The organism is Ramlibacter sp. (assembly GCF_029866045.1).
Taxonomy (GTDB): domain Bacteria; phylum Pseudomonadota; class Gammaproteobacteria; order Burkholderiales; family Burkholderiaceae_C; genus Ramlibacter.
In genome coordinates this window covers 1-19,197 of sequence record NZ_JARXAB010000070.1, presented here as the reverse complement: position 1 = coordinate 19,197, position 19,197 = coordinate 1, and the positions used below count along the sequence as shown (strand labels likewise).

Sequence of the window (19,197 nt, the reverse complement as noted above, 5' to 3'; positions counted from 1 at the left end):
GCCTCTGGGCAAGCTGCTGCGGGCACCGGCCTTGCACGCGGGTAACCAGTTCATGATTCAGTTGATCGAGCCTGAGCCCGACGCCGCCGAGAACGATGATCGAGAGCATTTGCAGCGGATCGGTCTGGGCGTTCCCGACGTGCTGGCCGCAGTGCAAGCCCTGCGCAGCCTGGGGTTGGAGTTCGTCGAAAGCGGCGCGGCACACAGCGGCCAGCGCGGCGCCATCTCCAAGACCTACCTGGGGGGCGTGCTGTTCGAGCTGGTGCACAGCGACACCACACCCGGGGTGGCCCCGTGATCCGCGATCCTCGCAGCCTGCGGCGCACCATCGCCGCCATCGGCATGGACACCATCACCTTGGCAGGGCCGCTGGAGGCCAAGCTGGAGGCGATGGCGCAAGCCGGCTTCAGCCAGGTCATGCTCAAGGCCAATGACCTGGTGGGCCACCCTCAGGGCTGGGAAGCGGCGGTGGCCGCGGTCAAGGCCAGTGGCTTGCGCGGCACGGGCTTCCAGGTGCTGCGCGACTTCGAGGGTCTGTCGGGCCACCTGCACCAGTACAAGGTCGACATTGCCAAGACCATGCTGGAGATGTGCGCTGCGCTGGGCTGCAAGGTCCTGCTGGTGTGCTCGTCGACCTCGGTGCACGCCAGCGGCGACGTCGACCACCTCGCGCGCGACCTGCGCAAGCTGGCGATGCTGGCCCTGCCCCTGGGCATTCGCATCGCCTACGAGGGCCTCTCCTGGGGGCGCCACATCAACGAGTTCACCACCGCTTGGGACGTGGTGGCACGCGCCGACTGCCCCAACCTCGGGGTCGGCCTGGACTCCTTCCACATCCTCGCCGCCAAGACCCCCCTGTCGGCGCTGGATGACCTCGACCCGGCCAAGATCTTTCTGGTGCAGCTGTCGGACTTCATGTGGCAGGAGACCCGCACCTTCGAGGAAAGAATGGCCACTGCACGCACCTACCGCGTGTTCCCCGGCGAGGGCGTGCACACCGCCGAGGTCGCAGAGATGGTGCTCAAGCTCGATGCGCTGGGCTACCAGGGCGACTACAGCTTCGAGGTGTTCAACGACGACTATGTGCAGATGCCGCTGCCCATGGTCTGCGAGCGTGCCCGGCGCTCCGCGCTCTGGCTGGCCGAGGACGTGATGCTGCGCGGCGCGCCGCTGCCCGGTCAGATGCGTCTGCATCGGGCGGGCAATGCCAAAATCACGTTTGAATCCCATCACTGAAGGCCTGCGTAACGTGGCAGGCGAAGCACTGAAAGCCAGACCATGACGCGCCGATTTGTCGACCTCTCCATCTACCTGGAAAACGATGTCGCCTCCGATCCGCCCGGCTACAGCCCGAAGATCGAGTACCTGCGGCACGAGGCCACCGCCGAACAGGTGGCCAGCTTCTTCCCCGGCCTCAAGAAGGAAGACCTGCCCGACGCCGAGGGCTGGGCGCTGGAGTATGTGCAGCTCAATACCCACAACGGCACCCACCTCGACGCGCCCTACCACTTCCACTCGACGATGAACGACAAGGCCGGCGGCAAGGAGCGGGCCATCACCATCGACGAGGTCCCCCTGGAATGGTGCTTCCAGCCCGGGGTCAAACTGGATTTCCGCCACTTCGAAGATGGCTATGTGGTGACCGCGAACGACGTCGAGGCCGAACTCGCGCGAATTGGCCACAACCTGCAGCCGCTGGAAATCGTGGTGGTGAACACCCGGGCGGGCACGCGCTATGGCCAGCCTGACTATGTGGCGGCTGGCGCGGGCATGGGCTACGAGGCGACCATGTACCTGCTGGAGCGCGGCGTGCGCCTGACCGGCACCGACGCCTGGAGTTGGGACGCGCCCTTTGTGCACACCGCCAAGAAATACGCCCAGACCCAGGACGCCGGTCTGATCTGGGAGGGCCACAAGGCGGGGCGCGACATAGGCTACTGCCACCTGGAAAAACTGCACAACCTGGAGGCGCTACCAGCCTCGGGCTTTTACATCAGCTGCTTCCCCCACAAGATCCGCGGCGCCTCGGCAGGCTGGACCCGGGCGGTGGCCATCTTCGATGAGGCGCTGACGGGCACCCGCCCATGAACGCCCTGGACCACACCCACGCAGCAAGCGCCCGCAGTTGGCTGGCCTCGGCGCAGGAGGCGGGCGGGGACTTCCCGATCCAGAACCTGCCCCTGGCGGTGCTGCGACGGCGCGCCAGCCAGGACATGATGCACGGCGCCACCGCGATCGGCGACCAGGCGCTGAACCTGGCCCAACTCGCGGCCACCGGCCTGCTGCAGGGCCCTGCCCAGGCCGCCTGCAAGGCCTGCGCGGGCTCTGCACTCAACAAGTTCATGGCGCTCGGGCCCGAGGCCTGGCGGGCGCTGCGCCACGGCCTGTTTGCGCTGCTGGCCGAGGACGCACCCGCTTCGGTACAGGCGCAACTGCGCGAATGCCTGATACCGCTCGGCGAGGCCGAGTACGGCCTGCCCGCGCAGATCGGCGACTACACCGACTTCTACACCTCGATCCACCATGCGGTGAACGTGGGCCGGCTTATCTTTCCGGACAAGCCGCTCACCGACAACTTCCAGTGGCTGCCGATCGCCTATCACGGCCGCGCCTCCAGCCTGCGGGTGGGCCAGGAAGGCTTTGGCTTTCACCGGCCCATGGGACAGGCCATGCCGGCAGGCGCGCAGGCGCCGGTCTACAGCGCCTGCGCGCGGCTGGACTTCGAGCTGGAAATGGGCTTTTTCATCGGCCCTGGCAACGCCCTGGGCGAGCCGATTGCCCTGGCGCAGGCCGAGCGGCACATGCTAGGCATGGTGCTTCTGAATGACTGGTCGGCGCGCGACCACCAGTTCTGGGAAATGGCGCCGCTGGGCCCCTTTCTGGGCAAGAACTTCTGCACCACGATCTCCCCCTGGATCGTGACGATGGATGCACTGGCGCCTTACCGGGTGCCCTTCGATCGGCCAGCCTCCGACCCACAGCCCCTGCCCTACCTCGACGATGCGGGGCATCGCGCATGCGGCGGGGTGGACGTACGCCTGGAGGCACTGCTCGACACGCCCGCCCACCGCAGCCAGCGCCAAACGCCGAGTCGCCTGGCGGCCACCAGCTTTCGACACCAGTACTGGACCCCAGCGCAAATGCTGGCCCAGCACACCGTGGGGGGCTGCAATATGGAGCCTGGCGACCTGATCGGCACCGGAACGGTCTCTGGCCCGACCGCACAGGAGGCAGGCGCGCTGGTGGAGTTGAGCCTGGGCGGGCGCCAACCGGTCACGCTGGCCAACACGGGCGAGCAGCGCGCCTTCCTGCACGATGGCGACACGGTCATCCTCCGAGGATGGTGCGAAAAGCCGGGCCATGCCCGCATCGGCTTTGGCGAGTGCCGGGGCACGGTGCTGCCGGCACGGGGGTGACCCGAAGCGACGAATGCCGTCTGAGCTTCGGTGGCGGGGCTCAGGCCCTGCGCTCGATCGCTCGCTGCCGGATCGCCTCAAACTCCACCGGCCGTGGGTGCAGGTCGAGCCGCCGGCCAGCCTTGACGATCTGGCTGGGGATGTCGTGGCCGATGAGAGCCGGCAAACGCCCCGCGGCCGCCACCAGCCGCACCAAGTCAACGCCCGTGTCGTAGCCCATGAGGGTGAGCGCATGGGCGATTTCCTCGGTGCAAACATTGCCCGAAGCGCCCGGTGCGTAGGGGCAGCCGCCGATGCCGCCGAACGAGGCGTCGAAGCGGTCAGCGCCGGCGTCGATGGCGGCCAGCACATTGGCCAGACCCATGCCCCGGGTGTTGTGAAAGTGCAGGGTGAGCTCGGTGCCGGGCCAGCGCGCGCGGAAGGCGGTGGTGAGCGCGGCCACCTGCGTCGGGTAGGCCATCCCGGTGGTGTCGCACAGCGTCACCCCACGGGCGCCCAGCTCCTGCACATAGCGTTCGCACCATTGCAGCACCGTCTGCACCGGCACATCACCCTCCATCGGGCAGCCGAAGGCGCAGGACAGCGACACGTTGACCGCGACACCCGTGCCGCGCGTGGCGGCGGCCACCTCGGCGAGCGCGCTGAACGACTGTTCGCGCAGCATGCGCAGGTTGGCCAGGTTGTGGCTTTCGCTGGCCGACATGACCAGATTGAGTTCGTCGGCGCGGGACTCGATGGCGCGCTCGGCGCCACGCACATTGGGCGCCAGGGCGCTGTAGACGACGCCAGGCGCACGCCGGATCTCGCGCAGCACCTGCTCAGCGTCGCGCAGGGCCGGGATGGCCTTGGGCGAGACGAAAGCGGTCACCTCGATTTTGGCCAGGCCAGCGTCGGACAGAGCGTCAACCAGGGCGACCTTGTCGGCCGTGGGCACAAAGGCCGACTCGGCCTGCAGGCCGTCGCGGGTGCCCACCTCCTGCAGGTGGATGCGGCGGCCGGCGCCTTGCCAGACTCCGGCGTTTGCAGGGACTGGATGACCGGTCACGCGACCACCTTGCGTTCGCGCAGTGCGGCGATGTCTTGCGCAGAGAAGGCCAATTCGGCCAGCACCGTGTCGGTGTCGTCACCAAGCCGGGGGGCGCTTGAGCGCACCTGGCCGGGCGTGCCGAGCAATTTGGGCACGATGCCGGGCACCTTGACCTCATGGCCGTCGCGGGTCTCTTGGGAGAGGATCATGTCGCGGGCGAGGTAGTGCGGGTCTTCCACGATGTCGCGTGCGGTGTAGACGCGCCCAGCAGGCACCTTGGCGGCGCCCAGGGACTCAAGCACGCCGGTCACCGTGCGGGAGACGGTCCAGGCCTCGATGGCGGCGTCGATCTCCTCCACCCGCCGCACACGGCCGGCGTTGTCGGCCAGCGCCGGGTCGGTGGCCAGGTCATCACGCCCGATGCACTGCATCAGCCGCTTGAAGATGCTGTCGCCGTTGCCGGCGATCAACACCACACCGTCGGCGCAGCGGTAGGCGTTGGAGGGCGCGATGCCCGGCAAGGCCGAACCGGCCGCCTCGCGCACCGCGCCAAAGGCGCTGTACTCGGGTACCAGGCTTTCCATGACGTTGAACACCGCTTCATGGAGCGCCACATCGATCACCTGGCCCTGGCCCCCATTGACCTTGCGGTGGTAGAGGGCAGTGAGCACACCGATGGTGCCGTGCAGGGCGGCCAAGGTGTCGCCGATGGAGATGCCGCAGCGAACGGGCACCCGGCCGGGCTCACCGGTGAGGTGGCGGAGACCTCCCATGGCCTCGCCGATAGCACCAAACCCGGGTAAGTCGCGGTAGGGGCCCGTCTGGCCGTAGCCGGAGATGCGCAGCATCACAAGGCCCGGGTTGTCGCGGGAGAGGGTGGCGTAGTCCATGCCCCAGCCCTCGAGCGTGCCAGGGCGGAAGTTTTCGATCAGCACGTCGGCCTGGGCGATGAGCTTGCGGGCGATGTCCTGGCCCTCGGCGCTGCGCAGGTCCAGGGCGATGGAGCGTTTGTTGCGGGATTGCACCTGCCACCAGACGGAGGTGCCATCTTGGATCATGCGCCAGTTGCGAAGTGGATCACCCGCATCCGGCGGCTCGATCTTGATCACGTCGGCGCCGAAGTCGCCCAGGGTCTTGCCGGCGAAGGGGCCGGCAATGAGCTGGCCCATTTCGACGACGCGCAAACCTGCGAGCGCGCCCGGGGAAAGGGTCGGAAGGGTCATGAAGATGGGTCCTGCGGAATCAGTCGACGGTGGCACCCGAGTCCTTCACGATCTTGGCCCAGCGGGGAAGGTCGTCACGCACGAGTTGGGCAAATTGCTCAGGGCTGGACTTGAAGGGCTCGCAACCGGCACCCGCCAGCCGCTCCTGCACGTCCTTGGACTCCAGGGCCTTGGCGATCTCGGCATTGAGCTGCGCGACGATGGCCTTGGGCGTGCCGGCCGGCGCGAACACGCCGTACCAGGGGGTGGCGCCGAAACCCTTGATCGTCTCGCCGATACTGGGCGCGTCGGGCAGCGCGGGCACGCGCTTGGGGTTGACCACGCCCAGCACCTTGACCTTGCCGCTGCGAATGTGGGCGATCGAGGAAGGCAGGCTCTGCACCGAGACCTGCACCTGGCCGGCCACCAGGTCGGTGACCGCGGCCGCAGCACCCTTGTAAGGTACGTGCACCATTTCGATACCGGTCGCTTTGCCCAGCATTTCGCCAATCAGGTGGTTCAGCGTGCCATTGCCGGCCGAGCCAATGTTGATCTTGCCCGGTTGCTGCTTGGCCTGGCTCACCAGCTCGGTCACGTTACGCGCAGCAAAGGAAGGGTGGGCCACCAGCACATAGCCGGCGGTGGCCACGGGCCCGATCGGCTCGAAGTCCTTCACCGGATCGAAACCCGTGCTCTTGTAGAGAGCGGGGTTGATCACCATCGAGCTGTCGGCGGTGAGCATGAGCGTGTAGCCATCAGGCCGGGCCTTGGCCGCCTGGGCGGTGCCCACGTTGCCACCGGCACCGGTGCGGTTGTCCACGACGAAGGTCTGCCCCGTCTGCTCGGTGAGCTTGGCGGCGATCACTCGGGCGATCGTGTCATTGGCACCACCCGCCGCCTGGGGCACGATGATGGTCACCGCCTTGGACGGAAACTTGTCTTGGGCAGCGGCCGGGCCCAGAAGGGCGGCGGCGCCGGTCAGGGCCGACAGGGCGATCAGTAGGCGGCGGGATAGGCGCATGGTGTGTCTCCTCAAAAAATTATTGGATGGATCACTGAAAAAAACTGGGTGAGGCTGCGCGGTGGCGAACCCCGAAGGCCCGGATACGGTCGGCGCGTTGCAGAGTCAGGCCGATGTCGTCCAGACCTTCCAGCAGAAGCTGCTTGCGGCACGGGTCGACATTGAGCCGGCATTCTCCATCTTCGGTTTGCAGCAAGAGATGGCGCTGCCAGAGCGTGTCGAAAAGGGTGAGCGGCGCATGGAACGTGGCGGTCTGAGTCATGGCCTGCGCAGTCTAAAAAAGGCCGGGTGGTCGCGGAATGACACAGAAAGCAAGCGAGGTTTCGCAATCCGCGAAAGCCGCAGGCTCAGGCAGCGGCTTGCGAGGGCGGCACCAGGTGGTCGACCAGGCTGCGAACCGGCCGCGGCAAGGCCGCTGGGTCACGCACGCCCAGCAGCAACTCGCGGTCAACCCAGGGGTCGGTCAGGTCCAGCTTGCGCAGACCCAGGGCGCCGACCAGGGGCTGTACCGCCGCCTGGGGTAGCACCGCCAGACCGAGGCCGGCGGCGACCATCTGGCACATCGCGTCGAAGCTGCGCACCCGGATGCGAATGCGCAGCGGCTTGCCCGCTTGCCGGCTCTCGAGTGCCAGCCGCTGGGCCAGCGAGGTGCCCTCGGTCAGGCTCACGAAGTCGTAGTCGGCGGCGTCGGCAAAGGACACGCTGCGGCGCTTGGCCAAGGGGTGGCGCGCAGGCACCACCAAAATAAGACGGTCGTGTCGGTAGGAGAAGGTCTGCAAGCCCAGCGTGGGGGTGCGGTCGGCGAAGATGCCCGCGTCGGCGCGGCCGTCGGCCACGGCCAGCACCACCTCATGGCTGTCGGCCTCGTTCATCTCGATCCGTATGCCAGGGTGCAGTGCGGCGAAGGCCGCCAGGTCGCCCGGCAGGAACTGGGTAATGGCCGAGGTATTGGCCCAAAGGCGCACCACGCCGAGCACGCCATGGGCGTGGTCCGACAGGTCCGCGCACATCTGGTCGATGTCCCCCAGGATTTTCTGGGCGTGACGCTGCAGGGCCAGACCGGCGGCGGTGAGCTTGACGCCGCGGGAATGGCGCTCAAGCAAGGGCGCACCCACCGCCGCCTCGAGATCGGAAATGCGTTTGCTGGCCGCGCCCACCGCCAGCAGGGCCAGCTCGGCGCCACGGCTGATGCTGCCGGTTCGGGCGACCAGATGGAACAGGGACAGTGAAACCAGGTCCAGGCGGTGCAGGTTCATGGGGCTGGGCAGGGCATCAGGGCGGTCCCGAAGGAGCAGTCCAAAGCAGAAGGCCCTGGTAGCAGGCATGATTTTGCCGCCACGCAGGGCCCTCTAGAGTCGGGTCTACCCTGCCCCCGCACCCAGGGGGCACCCGATTCCGGTGTCTTAGCGCGCCGGCTTGTAGGCGCGCTTTTTCACGTCGCGCGGCACGAAGACCTTGCCGGCATTACCCGCATTTGCGGGACGCGGAGCGCTGGAGCGCGGCGCGCCCTGGCCCTCAAAGTCCCCCCGGGGGGCGGGACGAGCGGCGAAGCCGCTGGCCGGACGCTTGTCCCAAGGTGCGGCGCCACCCGCGCGGCGATCATCGCCCCGGAACCCGCCTTGGCGATCATCGCCGCGGAACGCGCTCTGGCGATCATCACCACGGAAACCGCCTTGGCGGTCGTCGCTACGGAAACCAGGTTGACGGTCATCGCCACGGAAGCCCCCTTGGAAAGCGCCCTGGCGCTCACCCTGAAAGCCACCATCGCGGCGGTCATCGCGCCGCTCGCCGCCGGCGTCACCAAAGCCGGTCTTGCGGCCGTAGCCCTCGCGGTCGCCACCGAAGCCACCACCGCCAAAACCACCGCTGCGCTTGGCGCCGAAGCTGCTGCCACGGCTGGGGCCGCCACGGCCCTTGCCGCCGAAGGCACCAGGCTGCGGTGAGCGCGGGGTGCGCTCGGAGGGCTCGAGGCCAGCGATGACCTCGGGCTTGAACGGCTGCTTGGTGAAACCCTCGATGTCGAAGATCTTGTGGCGGTCACGGAACTCGGCGAATGTCACCGCCAGGCCGTCACGGCCGGCGCGGCCCGTACGGCCAATGCGGTGGGTGTAGTCCTCGCTTTTCATCGGGAGGCCAAAGTTGAAAACGTGCGTGATGGTGGGCACGTCGATGCCTCGCGCCGCCACGTCGGTAGCCACCAAAATCTGCACCTGACCGTTGCGCAGCGCCATCAGCCGGCGATTGCGCAGGCCTTGGCTCAGGGCGCCATGCAAGGCGACGGCGGAAAAGCCCGCCTGCTGCAGGTCACCCGCGAGGCCGTCACACTCGATCTGGGTGCTGGCAAAGACGATGGCTTGATCAATGGTGGTGTCACGCAGCCAGTGATCGAGCAGCTTGCGCTTGTGGGCAGCGTTGTCGGCCCAGAACAGCTTCTGCTGGATGTTGGCGTGCTTTTCCTGCGGCGAGTCGATCTGCACACGGCGCGGCTCGCGCATCACCCGTTGGGCCAGCTGCTGGATGCGGGGCGCGAAGGTGGCACTGAACATCATGGTCTGATGACGCTCGATGGTGAGCTGATTGACTTCGGCCAGGTCGTCGGCAAAGCCGAGGTCCAGCATGCGGTCGGCCTCATCGACCACCAGGAACTTGACCTGGTCCAGCTTGATCTGCATGGAGCGCTGCAGGTCCAGCAGGCGGCCGGGGGTGGCCACCACCAGATCGGCGTTTTGCAGGCGTGCGATTTGAATCTGGTAAGGAATACCGCCGACCACATTGGCGATGCGCAGGCCCCGGCAGTGCTGCACCAGGCCGATGGCGTCATGCGCCACCTGCTGGGCCAGTTCGCGGGTCGGGCACAGAATCAGGGCGCCGGGCGTGGCGGCCTTGAAGCTACGCGGGTCGGTGGGGTTGCGGCGCTTGCGCTTGGGAGTGGCCTCGCCGCGGGCGGCGGCTTCCTCGGCAAGGCGCTGGAGCTCGGCGCGCTCGCGCGCCTCTTGCTCGGCCTGCAGCTGGATCAGGGTGTGTAGCACCGGCAGCAAGAAGGCGGCAGTCTTGCCGCTTCCCGTCTGGCTGGAAACCATGAGGTCGATGAAGCGGGCCGCTTTGCCGGCCTCGCCGCTGTCCATGGCCTGGGGAATGACCTGCTCCTGGACGGCGGTGGGCTGGGTGTAGCCCAAGTCATGGACGGCGCGGATCAATTCGGGGGCCAGCCCCAGGCGGATGAAACCGTTGGGGATGTCGGCGACGGGTTCGGCAGCAGCCTCGGGAGCGACCTGGACAGAGATCGCGGCTTGGTCAGCGGGCGCTGTGTCGCCATTGGCCACGGCAACGATCGCTGAGACCGTGTCTAGCACCGCGGGCGCGGTCTCTACGCTGGCATCGAAAGACGCTTCGGGAAGGTCAGCGGAAAAGGTATCCGCAACAATGGATTCGGCAGGCGCAAAGTCGCCCGGCCCATGGAGGCTATCGGTCATGAAGTACTCGCACACGGTGGCGCCGCGCGGGGCGGCGGTCATCGTGGATGGTTGAGAAACATCACCATCCAGACGACGTACGGACCGGAAGGTCCGCTGGCCTATTGATGCGGGACGGAAGGTGGCGCGAAAAGCGCCTCGTCACGCGGGCCTGTGCTTGAAAGGAGATGCAACAAAAAACCGCAAGTCAAAAAGAATGCTCTTGCGGCGCAAACCGGATTGTCGCACACCCGACGCCGCCCACGCCAACTTTTTGCGTAGGGTCCAACCCGGCTCTGCGCTTTGCGCCCTCAGAGCTTGAGGAAATGCTCGCGGTAGTGCGCCATTTCGTCGATGGACTCGTGCACGTCCGCCAACGCGGTGTGACGCTGCTGCTTTTTGAAGGACTCGTAGACCTCGGGACGCCAGCGCCGGCTCAACTCCTTGAGCGTGCTCACGTCCAGGTTGCGGTAGTGAAAAAACGCTTCGAGCCGGGGCATGTACTTGACCAGAAAGCGCCGGTCCTGGCCGATGGTATTACCACACAGGGGGCTGCCGTTCTTGGGGACGTACTTCGAGAGAAACTCGATCAGCGCGGCTTCGGCCTGGGTCTCGTCGACGGTGGAGGCCTTGACCCGGTCGGTCAAGCCGCTCTTGCCGTGTGTACCCTTGTTCCAGGCGTCCATCTTGTCCAGTTGGGCGTCGCTCTGGTGGATGGCAAAGACCGGCCCCTCCACCCGCGGGGACAGGTGCGGGCCGGTGACGACGACCGCAATCTCAATGATGCGGTCCACCTCGGGGTCTAGCCCGGTCATCTCGCAGTCGAGCCAGACCAGGTTCTGGTCGCTCTTGGCGAGAGGGGCATCGCTGGCGGGTGCGGCGGCAGATTGGGGCGTCTCGGACATGGCCCTGATTGTCACCGACGGCGGGGCCGCCGCTACACTGATGCCCGATGCCCGCAGAACTCTCACCCTCCCTGTTGATGACCCTGGCCTTCGCGGCCGCCCTACTCACCGGCCTGGCCCTGCGCTACTGGCTGGCCACCCGCCAGGCGCGTCACGTAGCCCAGCACCGCACAGCGGTGCCCACTGCCTTTGCCGAGCGAGTGCCGCTGGCGGCCCACCAGCGTGCGGCCGACTACACCCTGGCCAAGTCCCGGGTGGACCTGTTCGAGATGGCCTGGTCCTCGGGCACCCTCATCGTTTGGACCTTGCTCGGAGGCCTGAACGCGCTGAATCAGGCCCTACTCGCTGCACTCGAGCCGGGCATGGGCCAGCAGTTGGCCCTGCTGGCCGCCTTCGCGGCAATCGGCGGCCTTTTAGACCTGCCGTTTTCGCTGTACCGGACCTTCGTGGTCGAGGAGCAATTCGGTTTCAACAAAACGACTTGGCGCCTGTGGCTGGTAGACATGGCCAAAGGCACGGTGCTGGGCGCGGCGATCGGCCTGCCGATTGCCGCCCTCATCTTGTGGCTCATGGGCGCAGCCGGCAGTGCCTGGTGGCTGTGGGCTTGGTGTACTTGGATGGGGTTCAACTTGCTGCTGCTGGTCATTTATCCCACCCTCATCGCGCCATGGTTTAACAAGTTCCAGCCGCTGGAGGACCAGGCCCTGGCGGCCCGAGTCACCGCGCTCATGCAGCGCTGCGGCTTCGCGGCCAAGGGCTTGTTCGTGATGGATGGCAGCCGCCGCAGCGCGCATGCCAACGCCTACTTCACCGGCTTCGGCGCTGCCAAGCGGGTGGTGTTCTACGACACCCTGTTGGCCCGCCTCACGCCCGGCGAGGTGGACGCGGTGCTCGCGCATGAACTTGGGCACTTTCGCCACCGGCATATTCTCAAACGCATCGCCACGATGTTTGCCATGAGCCTGGCCGGCTTTGCGTTGCTCGGATGGCTGTCGAGCCAAGTCTGGTTCTACACCGGCCTGGGGGTGCAGCCAAGCCTTTCGGGCGGCAATGACGCACTGGCCTTGCTGCTGTTTCTGATGGCGGTACCTGCGTTCACCTTCTTCATCTCGCCGCTCATGGCTGCGGTGTCGCGCCAACATGAGTTCGAGGCGGACGCCTTTGCTGTGGCGCAGACGGACGGGCGCGACCTGGCCTCAGCCTTGACCAAGCTGTACGAGGACAACGCCTCCACGCTCACGCCCGATCCGGTGTACGTGCGCTTTTACTACTCGCACCCACCGGCGAGCGAGCGACTGGCGCGCATGGGCCAGGGGGCCGCGTGAGCAACGCCGACTTCAAGGCAAGGGACTGGGCAATGGTCAAGCGCCGTGCCCTCACACCCACTGAGGTGGTCCAACGCCTGGTGACGGCGCCCGGCTGGAAGCTCTCGGGCGACGGCGCGAGCACCGCGATTGAAAAGACCTTCAGCTTCGCCGCTTACCACGAGGTGCTGGCCTTCGCGAACGCGGTCGCCTTCATCGCCCAGCGCCAGGACCATCACCCTGAGTTGGTGGTTCGCTATGGCCAGTGCATCGTTCGCTACAACACCCACGACGTCGGCGGCATCTCAGACACCGACTTCGACTGCGCCGCCCAGATCGACGCCCTGCTGGCATGAGCGCCAGCCCGCCGCGGGAACCTGGCCTGGTCGTCGCGAGCCACGGAAGGCATGTGCTGGTCGAGACGCCAGAGGGCCGGCGGCTGATCTGCCACCCGCGGGGCAAGAAGAGCCAGTCGGTGGTCGGTGACCGGGTACTGTGGCAGGTCAGCGGCGACGAGGGCAGCATCGAGAAAGTCGAGACGCGGCGCAACCTGTTCTATCGGCAGGACGAGGTGCGCACCAAATCATTCGCTGCCAATCTGGACCAGGTACTGATCCTGATCGCAGCCGAGCCTGAGTTCTCTGAGTCCCAGTTGACCCGGGCCCTGATCGCGGCCGAGGCCGCTGGCATTCCGGCGCTGATCGTCCTGAACAAGAGCGACCTGGTGGTGCCCTTTGAGCGCGCCTGGGCACGGTTGCTTCCGTACCAGGCGATGCAGCAGGGCGTGATGCCACTCTCGCTGCGCCTCTCTGCCGAGGTAGACCGCGTACACCTGATGCAGCGCCTCACCGGCAAGACCACCTTGGTGCTGGGCCCCTCAGGCGCGGGCAAGAGCACGCTGATCAACCTGCTGGTGCCTGGGGCGCTGGCTGAAACCGGCGAGATCTCGCAAGCGCTCAATTCGGGCCGGCACACCACCACCAGCACCACCTGGTATTGGGTCGACGGAGCGCGAAGCACCGCGCTGATCGACTCACCCGGCTTTCAGGAATTTGGCCTTCGGCACCTCGAACCCACCCAGCTCGCAGGCCTGATGCCGGATCTGCGGCTACATCAGGGCCAGTGCCGTTTCTACAACTGCACCCACCTGCATGAACCGGGCTGCGCGGTGTTGGCCTCGGTGGACAGCACGGGTGCGGGCGCCGTCAGCGCCAGCCGCCACCGCATCTACGCGGAGCTGTTTGCGGAGTTGTCGCAAACGCGTTGGTAAGAGCGGCCTGGCGCCACTCAGCCCAGGAGACGGGCCAGCGTGAGGAGCGCCAGCAAAACCATCCACAGCACCACCGATCGCCAGACCAGGCCGACGACACTGCGCAGGTGCGCCGGCTGGGCCTCGCGACCCGGCGTGCTTTCGCTGTCTTCGCTGGTGGCGGAGGGCGCCCCACCCTCGGGCCAGCCCCCGGGGCCTGGCGCGGCCGCGTAGGCCGAACGCAGTGCTTCGCCACCCAGACGGACGTCCACTGCGCCCGAGGTGGCTGCCAGAACCACGCCGTCGTTGTCGTTCGGGAAGCGCTGCGCATGGTGACGCCAGCAGTCAATCGCCTCCTCGAAACTGCCCACCACCGCGAAGGCCAGGGCGGTGATACGGGCGGGCAGCCAGTCGATACGGGCCCAGGCCAGCGAGGCCGCATCTTGGAGCGCGTCGCTCACCGGGTGCTGGCGGCTGTGGTGGAACCAGTAGCGGCTGGCGAATTCGGCCATGCGGTAGAAAACGGCGCCAGCCGGCCCCAGGCCTAAAACAGCAAAGATGCAGTAGGCCGCGAGCACGCCAAACACATGCCGGTGGGCCGCCAGCACCGAGTACTCGATCACGTGGCGCAGCAACTCACTGCGCGGCAGGTCGGCAACTTCTACCTGCTGCCACTGGGCCAACTGGGCACGGGCCTGGTCCTCGTCGCCGGCGTCGAGTGCTTCACGGATGGCGGTGAAGTGGTGGCTGAACTGGCGAAAGCCGAGGGTGAAATAGAGCACCACCACGTTCCAGAGCATCGCCAGCGGCCAGCCCAAGCCGAAGTCCAGCCCGATATGGAGCAAGGCGGCGGCGCCGGTCGGCACCAGCACCGTGAGCGCCCAGGCAATCCAGCCGTGATGGCCGCGGCCCGCGTCGAAGTTGCGGCTGACCCAGCGGGTCCACCCCAGCATGCCGGCGTAAACGGGGTTGCGCGGGGCGAGCGGGCGCACCTGCTCGATGAGCAACGCAAACAGGATGGCAAAGAAGGCCATGGCGCGATGATAGCGGCCTCCGTCGCGTCACTGCCTGCCATCGCAGCCCCCTCTGGCGGCGCGGGGCCTGCCCCAGCAACGACGCGGAGTCAGGCCGAGAGGAATCGGTAGAGGTTGCGCAGCATGCCGGCCGTGGCACCCCAGATGAAGTGCTCGCGGCTGCCGTCCTGCCAGGGCATGGCAAACCATTCGCGGCGCACGCCGTCCACCTCGACGGCATGACGTCGGTGATGGGCCGGGTTCATCAAGAAGGGCAGTGGCACTTCGAAGGCGTCGGCCACCTCATGCGGGCTGAGCGCCAGACGATGGTCGGGCGTGACCAGGGCGACAACCGGGGTCACCACGAACATGGTCCCCGTGGTGTAGGTGGGCAGGGTACCCAAGACCTCGACATGACGCGGGTCCAGACCGATTTCCTCTTCGGCCTCGCGCAGCGCGCAAGCGGCGGCGTCGGCATCCTCTGCGTCCTGGCGACCACCGGGAAATGCAATCTGGCCCGAGTGGTTGGCCAGTTGGGTCGTCCGCTGGGTGAGCAAGACACAGAGTTGCTCGCGCATAACCAAGGGCACCAGCACCGCCGCGGGCGCCGACTGCCGGTTGGTAAAGCGGGGCTCTTGCCGCAGTTCGGCCTCCCAGGAAGGAGGCCTGCGAAAGCGATGACGCAACGCCTGCGGGTCCAGCGCAGCATGAGGCACCGCCGGCAGGTGGCTATCGACCCCCACCAGGGCTGCCAGCCGTGGGTCGAAATTAGGCAGCTTGGACAGGGGCACCTGGTCCGGCGGCAAATCGGGCGGGTGGGCGGATGGGTTGTGGCTCATTCAGGCTGGAAAAGCAAAGCCGCCGCGAGCGCAAGGCTGGCGGCGGCGGGTTGCGACGAGCCGGAGAATGATGCCGGCTGGGGTCACTGTGCTTACTCGGCGGCAACCGCCTTGGCGGGCAGCTTTTCCTTAATACGAGCCGACTTGCCGCTGCGGTCACGCAGGTAGTACAGCTTGGCGCGGCGCACATCACCACGGCGCTTGACCTCGATGCTGGCAATCAGCGGGCTGTAGGTCTGGAAGGTGCGCTCAACACCTTCGCCACTGGAGATCTTGCGAACGGTGAAACCGCTGTTGAGACCGCGGTTACGCTTGGCGATGACCACGCCTTCGTAGGCCTGGACCCGCTTGCGGGTGCCTTCGACCACGTTCACGCTCACGATCACGGTGTCACCGGGGGCGAACTCGGGAATCTTCTTGCCGAGGCGAGCAATTTCTTCTTGCTCGAGAGTTTGGATCAGGTTCATGTTTACCTCTGAGATCGTGTCCGCGCTACGCAAAAGGCCCCAATTGAATGCCTCTCAAGTGTTGGCACGAAGCCATCAACTTGGACGGGCGGCAGGCGCATAGGCTTGCCAGGGCGGCCGGACAGAGGATCGAAAAGCCCACCATTATAGCCAGGCCAGAAAGGCTCCCTGACCCGATCAGCTAGCCCGGCTTGCCTGCGGTCATATGCATCAAAAAGTGCTCATCGGCTTTGTTGAGCTTACCGGCGGCCCTTGCTGCGGCAATCAGCTCCGGCCGCTGCCGGGCGGTGGCCAAGAGGCTTTGCTCGCGTCGCCACCGCTCGATGCGGGCATGGTGACCTGAGAGCAGTTCGGCGGGCACCGCACGGCCCTCCCAGACCTCAGGCCGGGTGTAGTGCGGGCAGTCGAGCAGTCCGTCGAGCGCCGGACTGAAGCTGTCCTCTTGGTAGCTGCCCGCGTCGTTGAGCACGCCGGGCTGCAGTCGGGCCACGGCATCGAGCACCGCCAGGGCCGCGATCTCGCCGCCGGAGAGAACAAAGTCGCCCAGGCTCCATTGCTGGTCGACCTCTTGGTCAATGACGCGCTGGTCTAGGCCCTCATAGCGACCGCACAGCAAGATGGCGCCGGGCTGGCCAGTCGCCGCCTCTCGCTCGATCAAGGGGTGGGCGATGCGCTCACCGACCGGGGAGAACAAGACCACCGGCGCAGGCGGGGCGCCGGCCGCTGCGCGCTCGGCCCTCACAGCGGCCAGGCCGCGTGCCAGGGGCTCGGGCATCAGCACCATGCCAGGGCCACCGCCGAAGGGGCGGTCGTCCACCCGCCGGTAATTGCCCTGGGCGAAATCGCGCAGATTCCACAGCCGCACCTGCACTGGGCCGCCGACCTCGAAGGCACGGCGTGTCACCCCGCTCTCCAGAAAGGGGGCGAACAGCTCAGGAAATAGGGTGACGATGTCGAATCGCATGGGCGGCGCCAGCATACCCGCAGGCGGGCGCTGGGCGAGAGAACGGATCAGTAGTCGGGCTGCCAGTCGACCGTGATGCGCCCGCCGGGGACGTCGACCTGGTCGATGAAGGCCGCGACAAAGGGAATCATCCGCTCGACTGTCTGGCCATCTGCCGCCGAGACGACCACCAGCACCGTCTGCGGCCCGGTGGACATCAGGTCCTTGACCTGCCCCAGGTTCACGCCCTCGCGGTTCGTCACCGACAGGCCGATCAGGTCGACCCAGTAGTACTCATCGTCGGCAGTCGAGGGAAAGCTGGCCCGGGACACGAAGATGCGCGCGCCCCGAAGGCTCTCGGCGGCATTGCGGTCCCAGTCGTCCTGGGCGCAGGCGACCACGCCGCCGGAATGCTCTTTGGCCTCACGGACTTTGAGCAAGACGGTGCCGGTGAAGGGGAAGTCGCGTGCGCCCCCGGGCGTTCTGGACTTCTCGGGTGGCTGCAGAAACCACCGCTTGGAAGAAAAAAGCGCCTCCGGAGAAGCGCTATGGGGCAGGACCTTGAACCAGCCCTTGATGCCCCAGGCCTCCGAGATGCGCCCGACTTCGATGGCGTCTGCGGGCAGTTCCGCAGATTCCAGGGACGGGCTCATCATTCGGGGGCGGAGCAAGCCGGACCGCAGGATGCGGTCCGCTGGCCGATCAGGCGGCCTTGGGGGCCTGCTTGACCAGGCGCTGCACCGTCGGGGACGCCTGGGCGCCGACGCCTTCCCAGTGAGCCAGACGGTCATGGGCAATGCGAAGACCCTCCTCGCCGTCTTTGGCCGAGGGGTTGTAGAAGCCGATGCGCTCAATGAAGCGGCCGTCACGGCGCACACGCTTGTCGGCAACGACGATGTTGAAGAAGGGACGATGCTTGGCACCGCCGCGGGCGAGTCGAATGACGACCATGATTTATCCTTCGGGGAGTGGGCACGAAAGCCTGTTGTCCCGGGTGCTTCGGATCGATGTGAATCGGCCTGAAGCACCCTAGATACGGGACGCGGGGATTTCAGCCCTGGCGCGTCATCACCTTTTTGAATATCGGAAGATGACGCCGCACCAAGATTCCTCCGCCGTTTGAGACACGCGATTGGCCACCCGGCCATCGACACGGCGGAAAACCCAAGATTATAGCCACGCACTACGCCCAGGCCCGATGCCCCACATTCGCCCCCTCCAAGACGCCGACCTGCCGGCGGTCACCGCCATCTACGCCCACCATGTCTTGCACGGCACAGGCACCTTCGAAACCACCCCGCCGACCGAGGTCGAGATGGCTCAGCGCCACGCAGACGTCGCCGCCCGCGGCCTGCCCTGGCTGGTGGTGGAAGAGGACGGACAGGTGCTGGGCTATGCCTACTGCCAATGGTTCAAGCCGCGACCGGCCTATCGCTTCTCGGCCGAGGACTCGATCTACCTGCACCACGCCGCCCGTGGTCGGGGCCTGGGCGGCCTGCTGCTGCAGGCGCTGATGGAAGCGGCCGCGGCCCAAGGGGTGCGCAAGCTGATCGCCGTCATCGGGGATTCGGCCAACGCCGCCTCCATCGGGCTGCACCGCGCTGCCGGCTTCACCGACGCCGGGGCGATCCGGTCTTGCGGCTGGAAATTCGAGCGCTGGCTCGACATCGTGCTGATGGAGAAGTCGCTCGGCGACGGGGACTCGACCCCGCCCCACAATCCCCCCTCCGCAGCCACACATCAAGGCCTGACCCCATGAAGAGCAAAACGCTGGCCACCTGGCTCACTTTCCTGGGCGGGCCCTTGGGCCTGCACCGCTTCTACCTGCGCGGCCTGGGCGACCTGCTGGGTTGGGCACTCCCGATTCCCACTGCCTTGGGCATCTATGGCATCGAGCGGGTACAGCAATTTGGCCAGGACGACGCCCTCAGCTGGCTGCTGATCCCAATGCTGGGGTTCACCATTGCCGGCTGCGCGCTCAATGCCATCATCTACGGCCTGATGACGCCGGAGAAGTGGAACGCCCGCTTCAACCCGCAGGCCGAGCCCGAGCACCGGGCAGGCGCCACCCGCTGGCTCACCATCTTTGGCGCCGCTGCAGCGCTCTTGATCGGAACCGCCGTGCTGATGGCCAGCATCGCCTTCAGCTTCCAGCGCTACTTCGAGCACCAGATCGAAGAGGGGCGCAAAATTTCGCAGTGAAGGCAGCCCTCGCCAGTGGCTGCGCAGAAATACCTCTGGTCCATGCGGACGAGTGCTGTCTGGTCGTCGACAAGCCCGCCGGTCTGCTGTCAGTGCCGGGCCGCGGCCCGGACAAGCAAGACTGCGCCGCTACCCGGCTGCAAGCGGCATTTCCCGA

20 protein-coding genes and 3 pseudogenes are annotated in these 19,197 nt (G+C 66.8%); 10 read left to right on the top strand and 13 right to left on the bottom strand.

Features of this window, described 5'->3' with window-relative positions; genetic code table 11:
- The 4 genes and pseudogenes from QE494_RS08110 to fahA all read left to right on the top strand — a co-directional run.
- Positions 1 to 298 (top strand): annotated as a pseudogene (locus QE494_RS08110) (4-hydroxyphenylpyruvate dioxygenase); the annotation flags it as partial.
- 44 nt (positions 299 to 342) lie between these two features.
- A complete protein-coding gene (locus QE494_RS08105) occupies positions 343 to 1,236 on the top strand; it encodes a sugar phosphate isomerase/epimerase (protein WP_300042421.1) in 894 nt (297 codons plus the stop codon).
- Between the two features lie 42 nt (positions 1,237 to 1,278).
- Positions 1,279 to 2,088 (top strand): cyclase family protein, encoded by an 810-nt coding sequence (locus QE494_RS08100; RefSeq protein ID WP_300042419.1) that lies wholly within the window; start codon positions 1,279 to 1,281, stop codon positions 2,086 to 2,088.
- Complete coding sequence (gene fahA, locus QE494_RS08095; protein WP_300042418.1) at positions 2,085 to 3,416, top strand: fumarylacetoacetase; 1,332 nt, start codon at positions 2,085 to 2,087, stop codon at positions 3,414 to 3,416. Before QE494_RS08100 ends, fahA begins: the two co-directional genes overlap by 4 nt.
- 40 nt (positions 3,417 to 3,456) lie before the next feature.
- Here fahA and QE494_RS08090 read toward each other — a convergent pair whose 3' ends face one another.
- The 7 genes and pseudogenes from QE494_RS08090 to orn form a co-directional block, all read right to left on the bottom strand.
- Complete coding sequence (locus QE494_RS08090; protein ID WP_300042417.1) at positions 3,457 to 4,461, bottom strand: hydroxymethylglutaryl-CoA lyase; 1,005 nt, start codon at positions 4,459 to 4,461, stop codon at positions 3,457 to 3,459.
- Entirely contained in the window at positions 4,458 to 5,666 is a 1,209-nt protein-coding gene (locus QE494_RS08085) for a CaiB/BaiF CoA-transferase family protein (RefSeq protein ID WP_300042416.1), read from the bottom strand. The genes QE494_RS08090 and QE494_RS08085 overlap by 4 nt, the downstream gene beginning before the upstream one ends.
- Positions 5,667 to 5,685: 19 nt before the next feature.
- On the bottom strand, positions 5,686 to 6,666 hold the full coding sequence (locus QE494_RS08080) for a tripartite tricarboxylate transporter substrate binding protein (RefSeq protein ID WP_300042415.1): 981 nt from the start codon (positions 6,664 to 6,666) through the stop codon (positions 5,686 to 5,688).
- A 31-nt stretch (positions 6,667 to 6,697) separates the two neighbouring features.
- Positions 6,698 to 6,829: pseudogene (locus QE494_RS08075) on the bottom strand (3-isopropylmalate dehydratase small subunit); the annotation flags it as partial.
- A 184-nt stretch (positions 6,830 to 7,013) separates the two neighbouring features.
- A complete protein-coding gene (locus QE494_RS08070) occupies positions 7,014 to 7,922 on the bottom strand; it encodes a LysR substrate-binding domain-containing protein (RefSeq protein ID WP_300042414.1) in 909 nt (302 codons plus the stop codon).
- Between the two features lie 147 nt (positions 7,923 to 8,069).
- Entirely contained in the window at positions 8,070 to 10,181 is a 2,112-nt protein-coding gene (locus QE494_RS08065; RefSeq protein ID WP_300042413.1) for a DEAD/DEAH box helicase, read from the bottom strand.
- A 248-nt stretch (positions 10,182 to 10,429) separates the two neighbouring features.
- On the bottom strand, positions 10,430 to 11,023 hold the full coding sequence (gene orn / locus QE494_RS08060) for an oligoribonuclease (RefSeq protein WP_300042412.1): 594 nt from the start codon (positions 11,021 to 11,023) through the stop codon (positions 10,430 to 10,432).
- Positions 11,024 to 11,070: 47 nt separating this feature from the next.
- Here orn and QE494_RS08055 point away from each other — a divergent pair, with 47 nt between their 5' ends.
- The 3 genes from QE494_RS08055 to rsgA are packed head-to-tail and all read left to right on the top strand — an operon-like array spanning position 11,071 to position 13,597.
- Complete coding sequence (locus QE494_RS08055; protein WP_300042411.1) at positions 11,071 to 12,348, top strand: M48 family metallopeptidase; 1,278 nt, start codon at positions 11,071 to 11,073, stop codon at positions 12,346 to 12,348.
- A gap of 32 nt (positions 12,349 to 12,380) precedes the next feature.
- Positions 12,381 to 12,683, top strand: a complete 303-nt coding sequence (locus tag QE494_RS08050) for a 4a-hydroxytetrahydrobiopterin dehydratase (protein ID WP_300042420.1) — start codon at positions 12,381 to 12,383, stop codon at positions 12,681 to 12,683.
- The gene (rsgA, locus tag QE494_RS08045) at positions 12,680 to 13,597 is read left to right on the top strand and encodes a ribosome small subunit-dependent GTPase A (protein WP_300042410.1); all 918 of its coding nucleotides are present in this window, start codon (positions 12,680 to 12,682) and stop codon (positions 13,595 to 13,597) included. Before QE494_RS08050 ends, rsgA begins: the two co-directional genes overlap by 4 nt.
- Positions 13,598 to 13,614: 17 nt before the next feature.
- On the opposite strand, the gene QE494_RS08040 is transcribed toward rsgA, so the two are convergent.
- The 6 genes from QE494_RS08040 to rpsP all read right to left on the bottom strand — a co-directional run bounded on the left by QE494_RS08040 (position 13,615) and on the right by rpsP (position 17,789).
- Positions 13,615 to 14,610, bottom strand: a complete 996-nt coding sequence (locus QE494_RS08040) for a CobD/CbiB family protein (RefSeq protein WP_300042409.1) — start codon at positions 14,608 to 14,610, stop codon at positions 13,615 to 13,617.
- Between the two features lie 89 nt (positions 14,611 to 14,699).
- Positions 14,700 to 15,428, bottom strand: coding sequence for a CoA pyrophosphatase (locus QE494_RS08035; RefSeq protein ID WP_300042408.1), 729 nt, complete (start codon positions 15,426 to 15,428; stop codon positions 14,700 to 14,702).
- A 92-nt stretch (positions 15,429 to 15,520) separates the two neighbouring features.
- Positions 15,521 to 15,895: a 50S ribosomal protein L19 gene (rplS, locus tag QE494_RS08030; protein WP_300042407.1), complete on the bottom strand. Its 375-nt coding sequence runs from the start codon at positions 15,893 to 15,895 to the stop codon at positions 15,521 to 15,523.
- A gap of 181 nt (positions 15,896 to 16,076) precedes the next feature.
- Complete coding sequence (gene trmD, locus QE494_RS08025) at positions 16,077 to 16,859, bottom strand: tRNA (guanosine(37)-N1)-methyltransferase TrmD (RefSeq protein ID WP_300042406.1); 783 nt, start codon at positions 16,857 to 16,859, stop codon at positions 16,077 to 16,079.
- Positions 16,860 to 16,906: 47 nt separating this feature from the next.
- A complete protein-coding gene (gene rimM / locus QE494_RS08020; protein ID WP_300042405.1) occupies positions 16,907 to 17,494 on the bottom strand; it encodes a ribosome maturation factor RimM in 588 nt (195 codons plus the stop codon).
- 46 nt (positions 17,495 to 17,540) lie between these two features.
- Positions 17,541 to 17,789, bottom strand: a complete 249-nt coding sequence (gene rpsP / locus QE494_RS08015; RefSeq protein ID WP_300042404.1) for a 30S ribosomal protein S16 — start codon at positions 17,787 to 17,789, stop codon at positions 17,541 to 17,543.
- Between the two features lie 247 nt (positions 17,790 to 18,036).
- On the opposite strand from rpsP, the gene QE494_RS08010 reads away from it, so the two are divergent.
- The 3 genes and pseudogenes from QE494_RS08010 to QE494_RS08000 all read left to right on the top strand — a co-directional run.
- Positions 18,037 to 18,597: a GNAT family N-acetyltransferase gene (locus tag QE494_RS08010; protein WP_300042403.1), complete on the top strand. Its 561-nt coding sequence runs from the start codon at positions 18,037 to 18,039 to the stop codon at positions 18,595 to 18,597.
- Positions 18,594 to 19,040: a hypothetical protein gene (locus QE494_RS08005; RefSeq protein ID WP_300042402.1), complete on the top strand. Its 447-nt coding sequence runs from the start codon at positions 18,594 to 18,596 to the stop codon at positions 19,038 to 19,040. Before QE494_RS08010 ends, QE494_RS08005 begins: the two co-directional genes overlap by 4 nt.
- Positions 19,041 to 19,069: 29 nt before the next feature.
- Positions 19,070 to 19,197, top strand: a pseudogene (locus QE494_RS08000) (RNA pseudouridine synthase); the annotation flags it as partial.

Excerpts from the sequence above, each read along its gene's own strand:
- rplS (WP_300042407.1), bottom strand. The coding sequence starts at position 15,895 with ATGAACCTGATCCAAACTCTCGAGCAAGAAGAAATTGCTCGCCTCGGC.
- QE494_RS08050 (WP_300042420.1), top strand. The coding sequence starts at position 12,381 with ATGGTCAAGCGCCGTGCCCTCACACCCACTGAGGTGGTCCAACGCCTG.
- trmD (WP_300042406.1), bottom strand. The coding sequence starts at position 16,859 with ATGCGATTCGACATCGTCACCCTATTTCCTGAGCTGTTCGCCCCCTTT.
- QE494_RS08080 (WP_300042415.1), bottom strand. The coding sequence starts at position 6,666 with ATGCGCCTATCCCGCCGCCTACTGATCGCCCTGTCGGCCCTGACCGGC.
- QE494_RS08085 (WP_300042416.1), bottom strand. The coding sequence starts at position 5,666 with ATGACCCTTCCGACCCTTTCCCCGGGCGCGCTCGCAGGTTTGCGCGTC.
- fahA (WP_300042418.1), top strand. The coding sequence starts at position 2,085 with ATGAACGCCCTGGACCACACCCACGCAGCAAGCGCCCGCAGTTGGCTG.
- QE494_RS08105 (WP_300042421.1), top strand. The coding sequence starts at position 343 with ATGGACACCATCACCTTGGCAGGGCCGCTGGAGGCCAAGCTGGAGGCG.
- QE494_RS08040 (WP_300042409.1), bottom strand. The coding sequence starts at position 14,610 with ATGGCCTTCTTTGCCATCCTGTTTGCGTTGCTCATCGAGCAGGTGCGC.
- rsgA (WP_300042410.1), top strand. The coding sequence starts at position 12,680 with ATGAGCGCCAGCCCGCCGCGGGAACCTGGCCTGGTCGTCGCGAGCCAC.
- QE494_RS08100 (WP_300042419.1), top strand. The coding sequence starts at position 1,279 with ATGACGCGCCGATTTGTCGACCTCTCCATCTACCTGGAAAACGATGTC.
- QE494_RS08005 (WP_300042402.1), top strand. The coding sequence starts at position 18,594 with ATGAAGAGCAAAACGCTGGCCACCTGGCTCACTTTCCTGGGCGGGCCC.
- QE494_RS08065 (WP_300042413.1), bottom strand. The coding sequence starts at position 10,181 with ATGACCGCCGCCCCGCGCGGCGCCACCGTGTGCGAGTACTTCATGACC.
- QE494_RS08010 (WP_300042403.1), top strand. The coding sequence starts at position 18,037 with ATGCCCCACATTCGCCCCCTCCAAGACGCCGACCTGCCGGCGGTCACC.
- rpsP (WP_300042404.1), bottom strand. The coding sequence starts at position 17,789 with ATGGTCGTCATTCGACTCGCCCGCGGCGGTGCCAAGCATCGTCCCTTC.
- QE494_RS08035 (WP_300042408.1), bottom strand. The coding sequence starts at position 15,428 with ATGAGCCACAACCCATCCGCCCACCCGCCCGATTTGCCGCCGGACCAG.
- QE494_RS08070 (WP_300042414.1), bottom strand. The coding sequence starts at position 7,922 with ATGAACCTGCACCGCCTGGACCTGGTTTCACTGTCCCTGTTCCATCTG.
- rimM (WP_300042405.1), bottom strand. The coding sequence starts at position 17,494 with ATGATGAGCCCGTCCCTGGAATCTGCGGAACTGCCCGCAGACGCCATC.
- QE494_RS08055 (WP_300042411.1), top strand. The coding sequence starts at position 11,071 with ATGCCCGCAGAACTCTCACCCTCCCTGTTGATGACCCTGGCCTTCGCG.
- orn (WP_300042412.1), bottom strand. The coding sequence starts at position 11,023 with ATGTCCGAGACGCCCCAATCTGCCGCCGCACCCGCCAGCGATGCCCCT.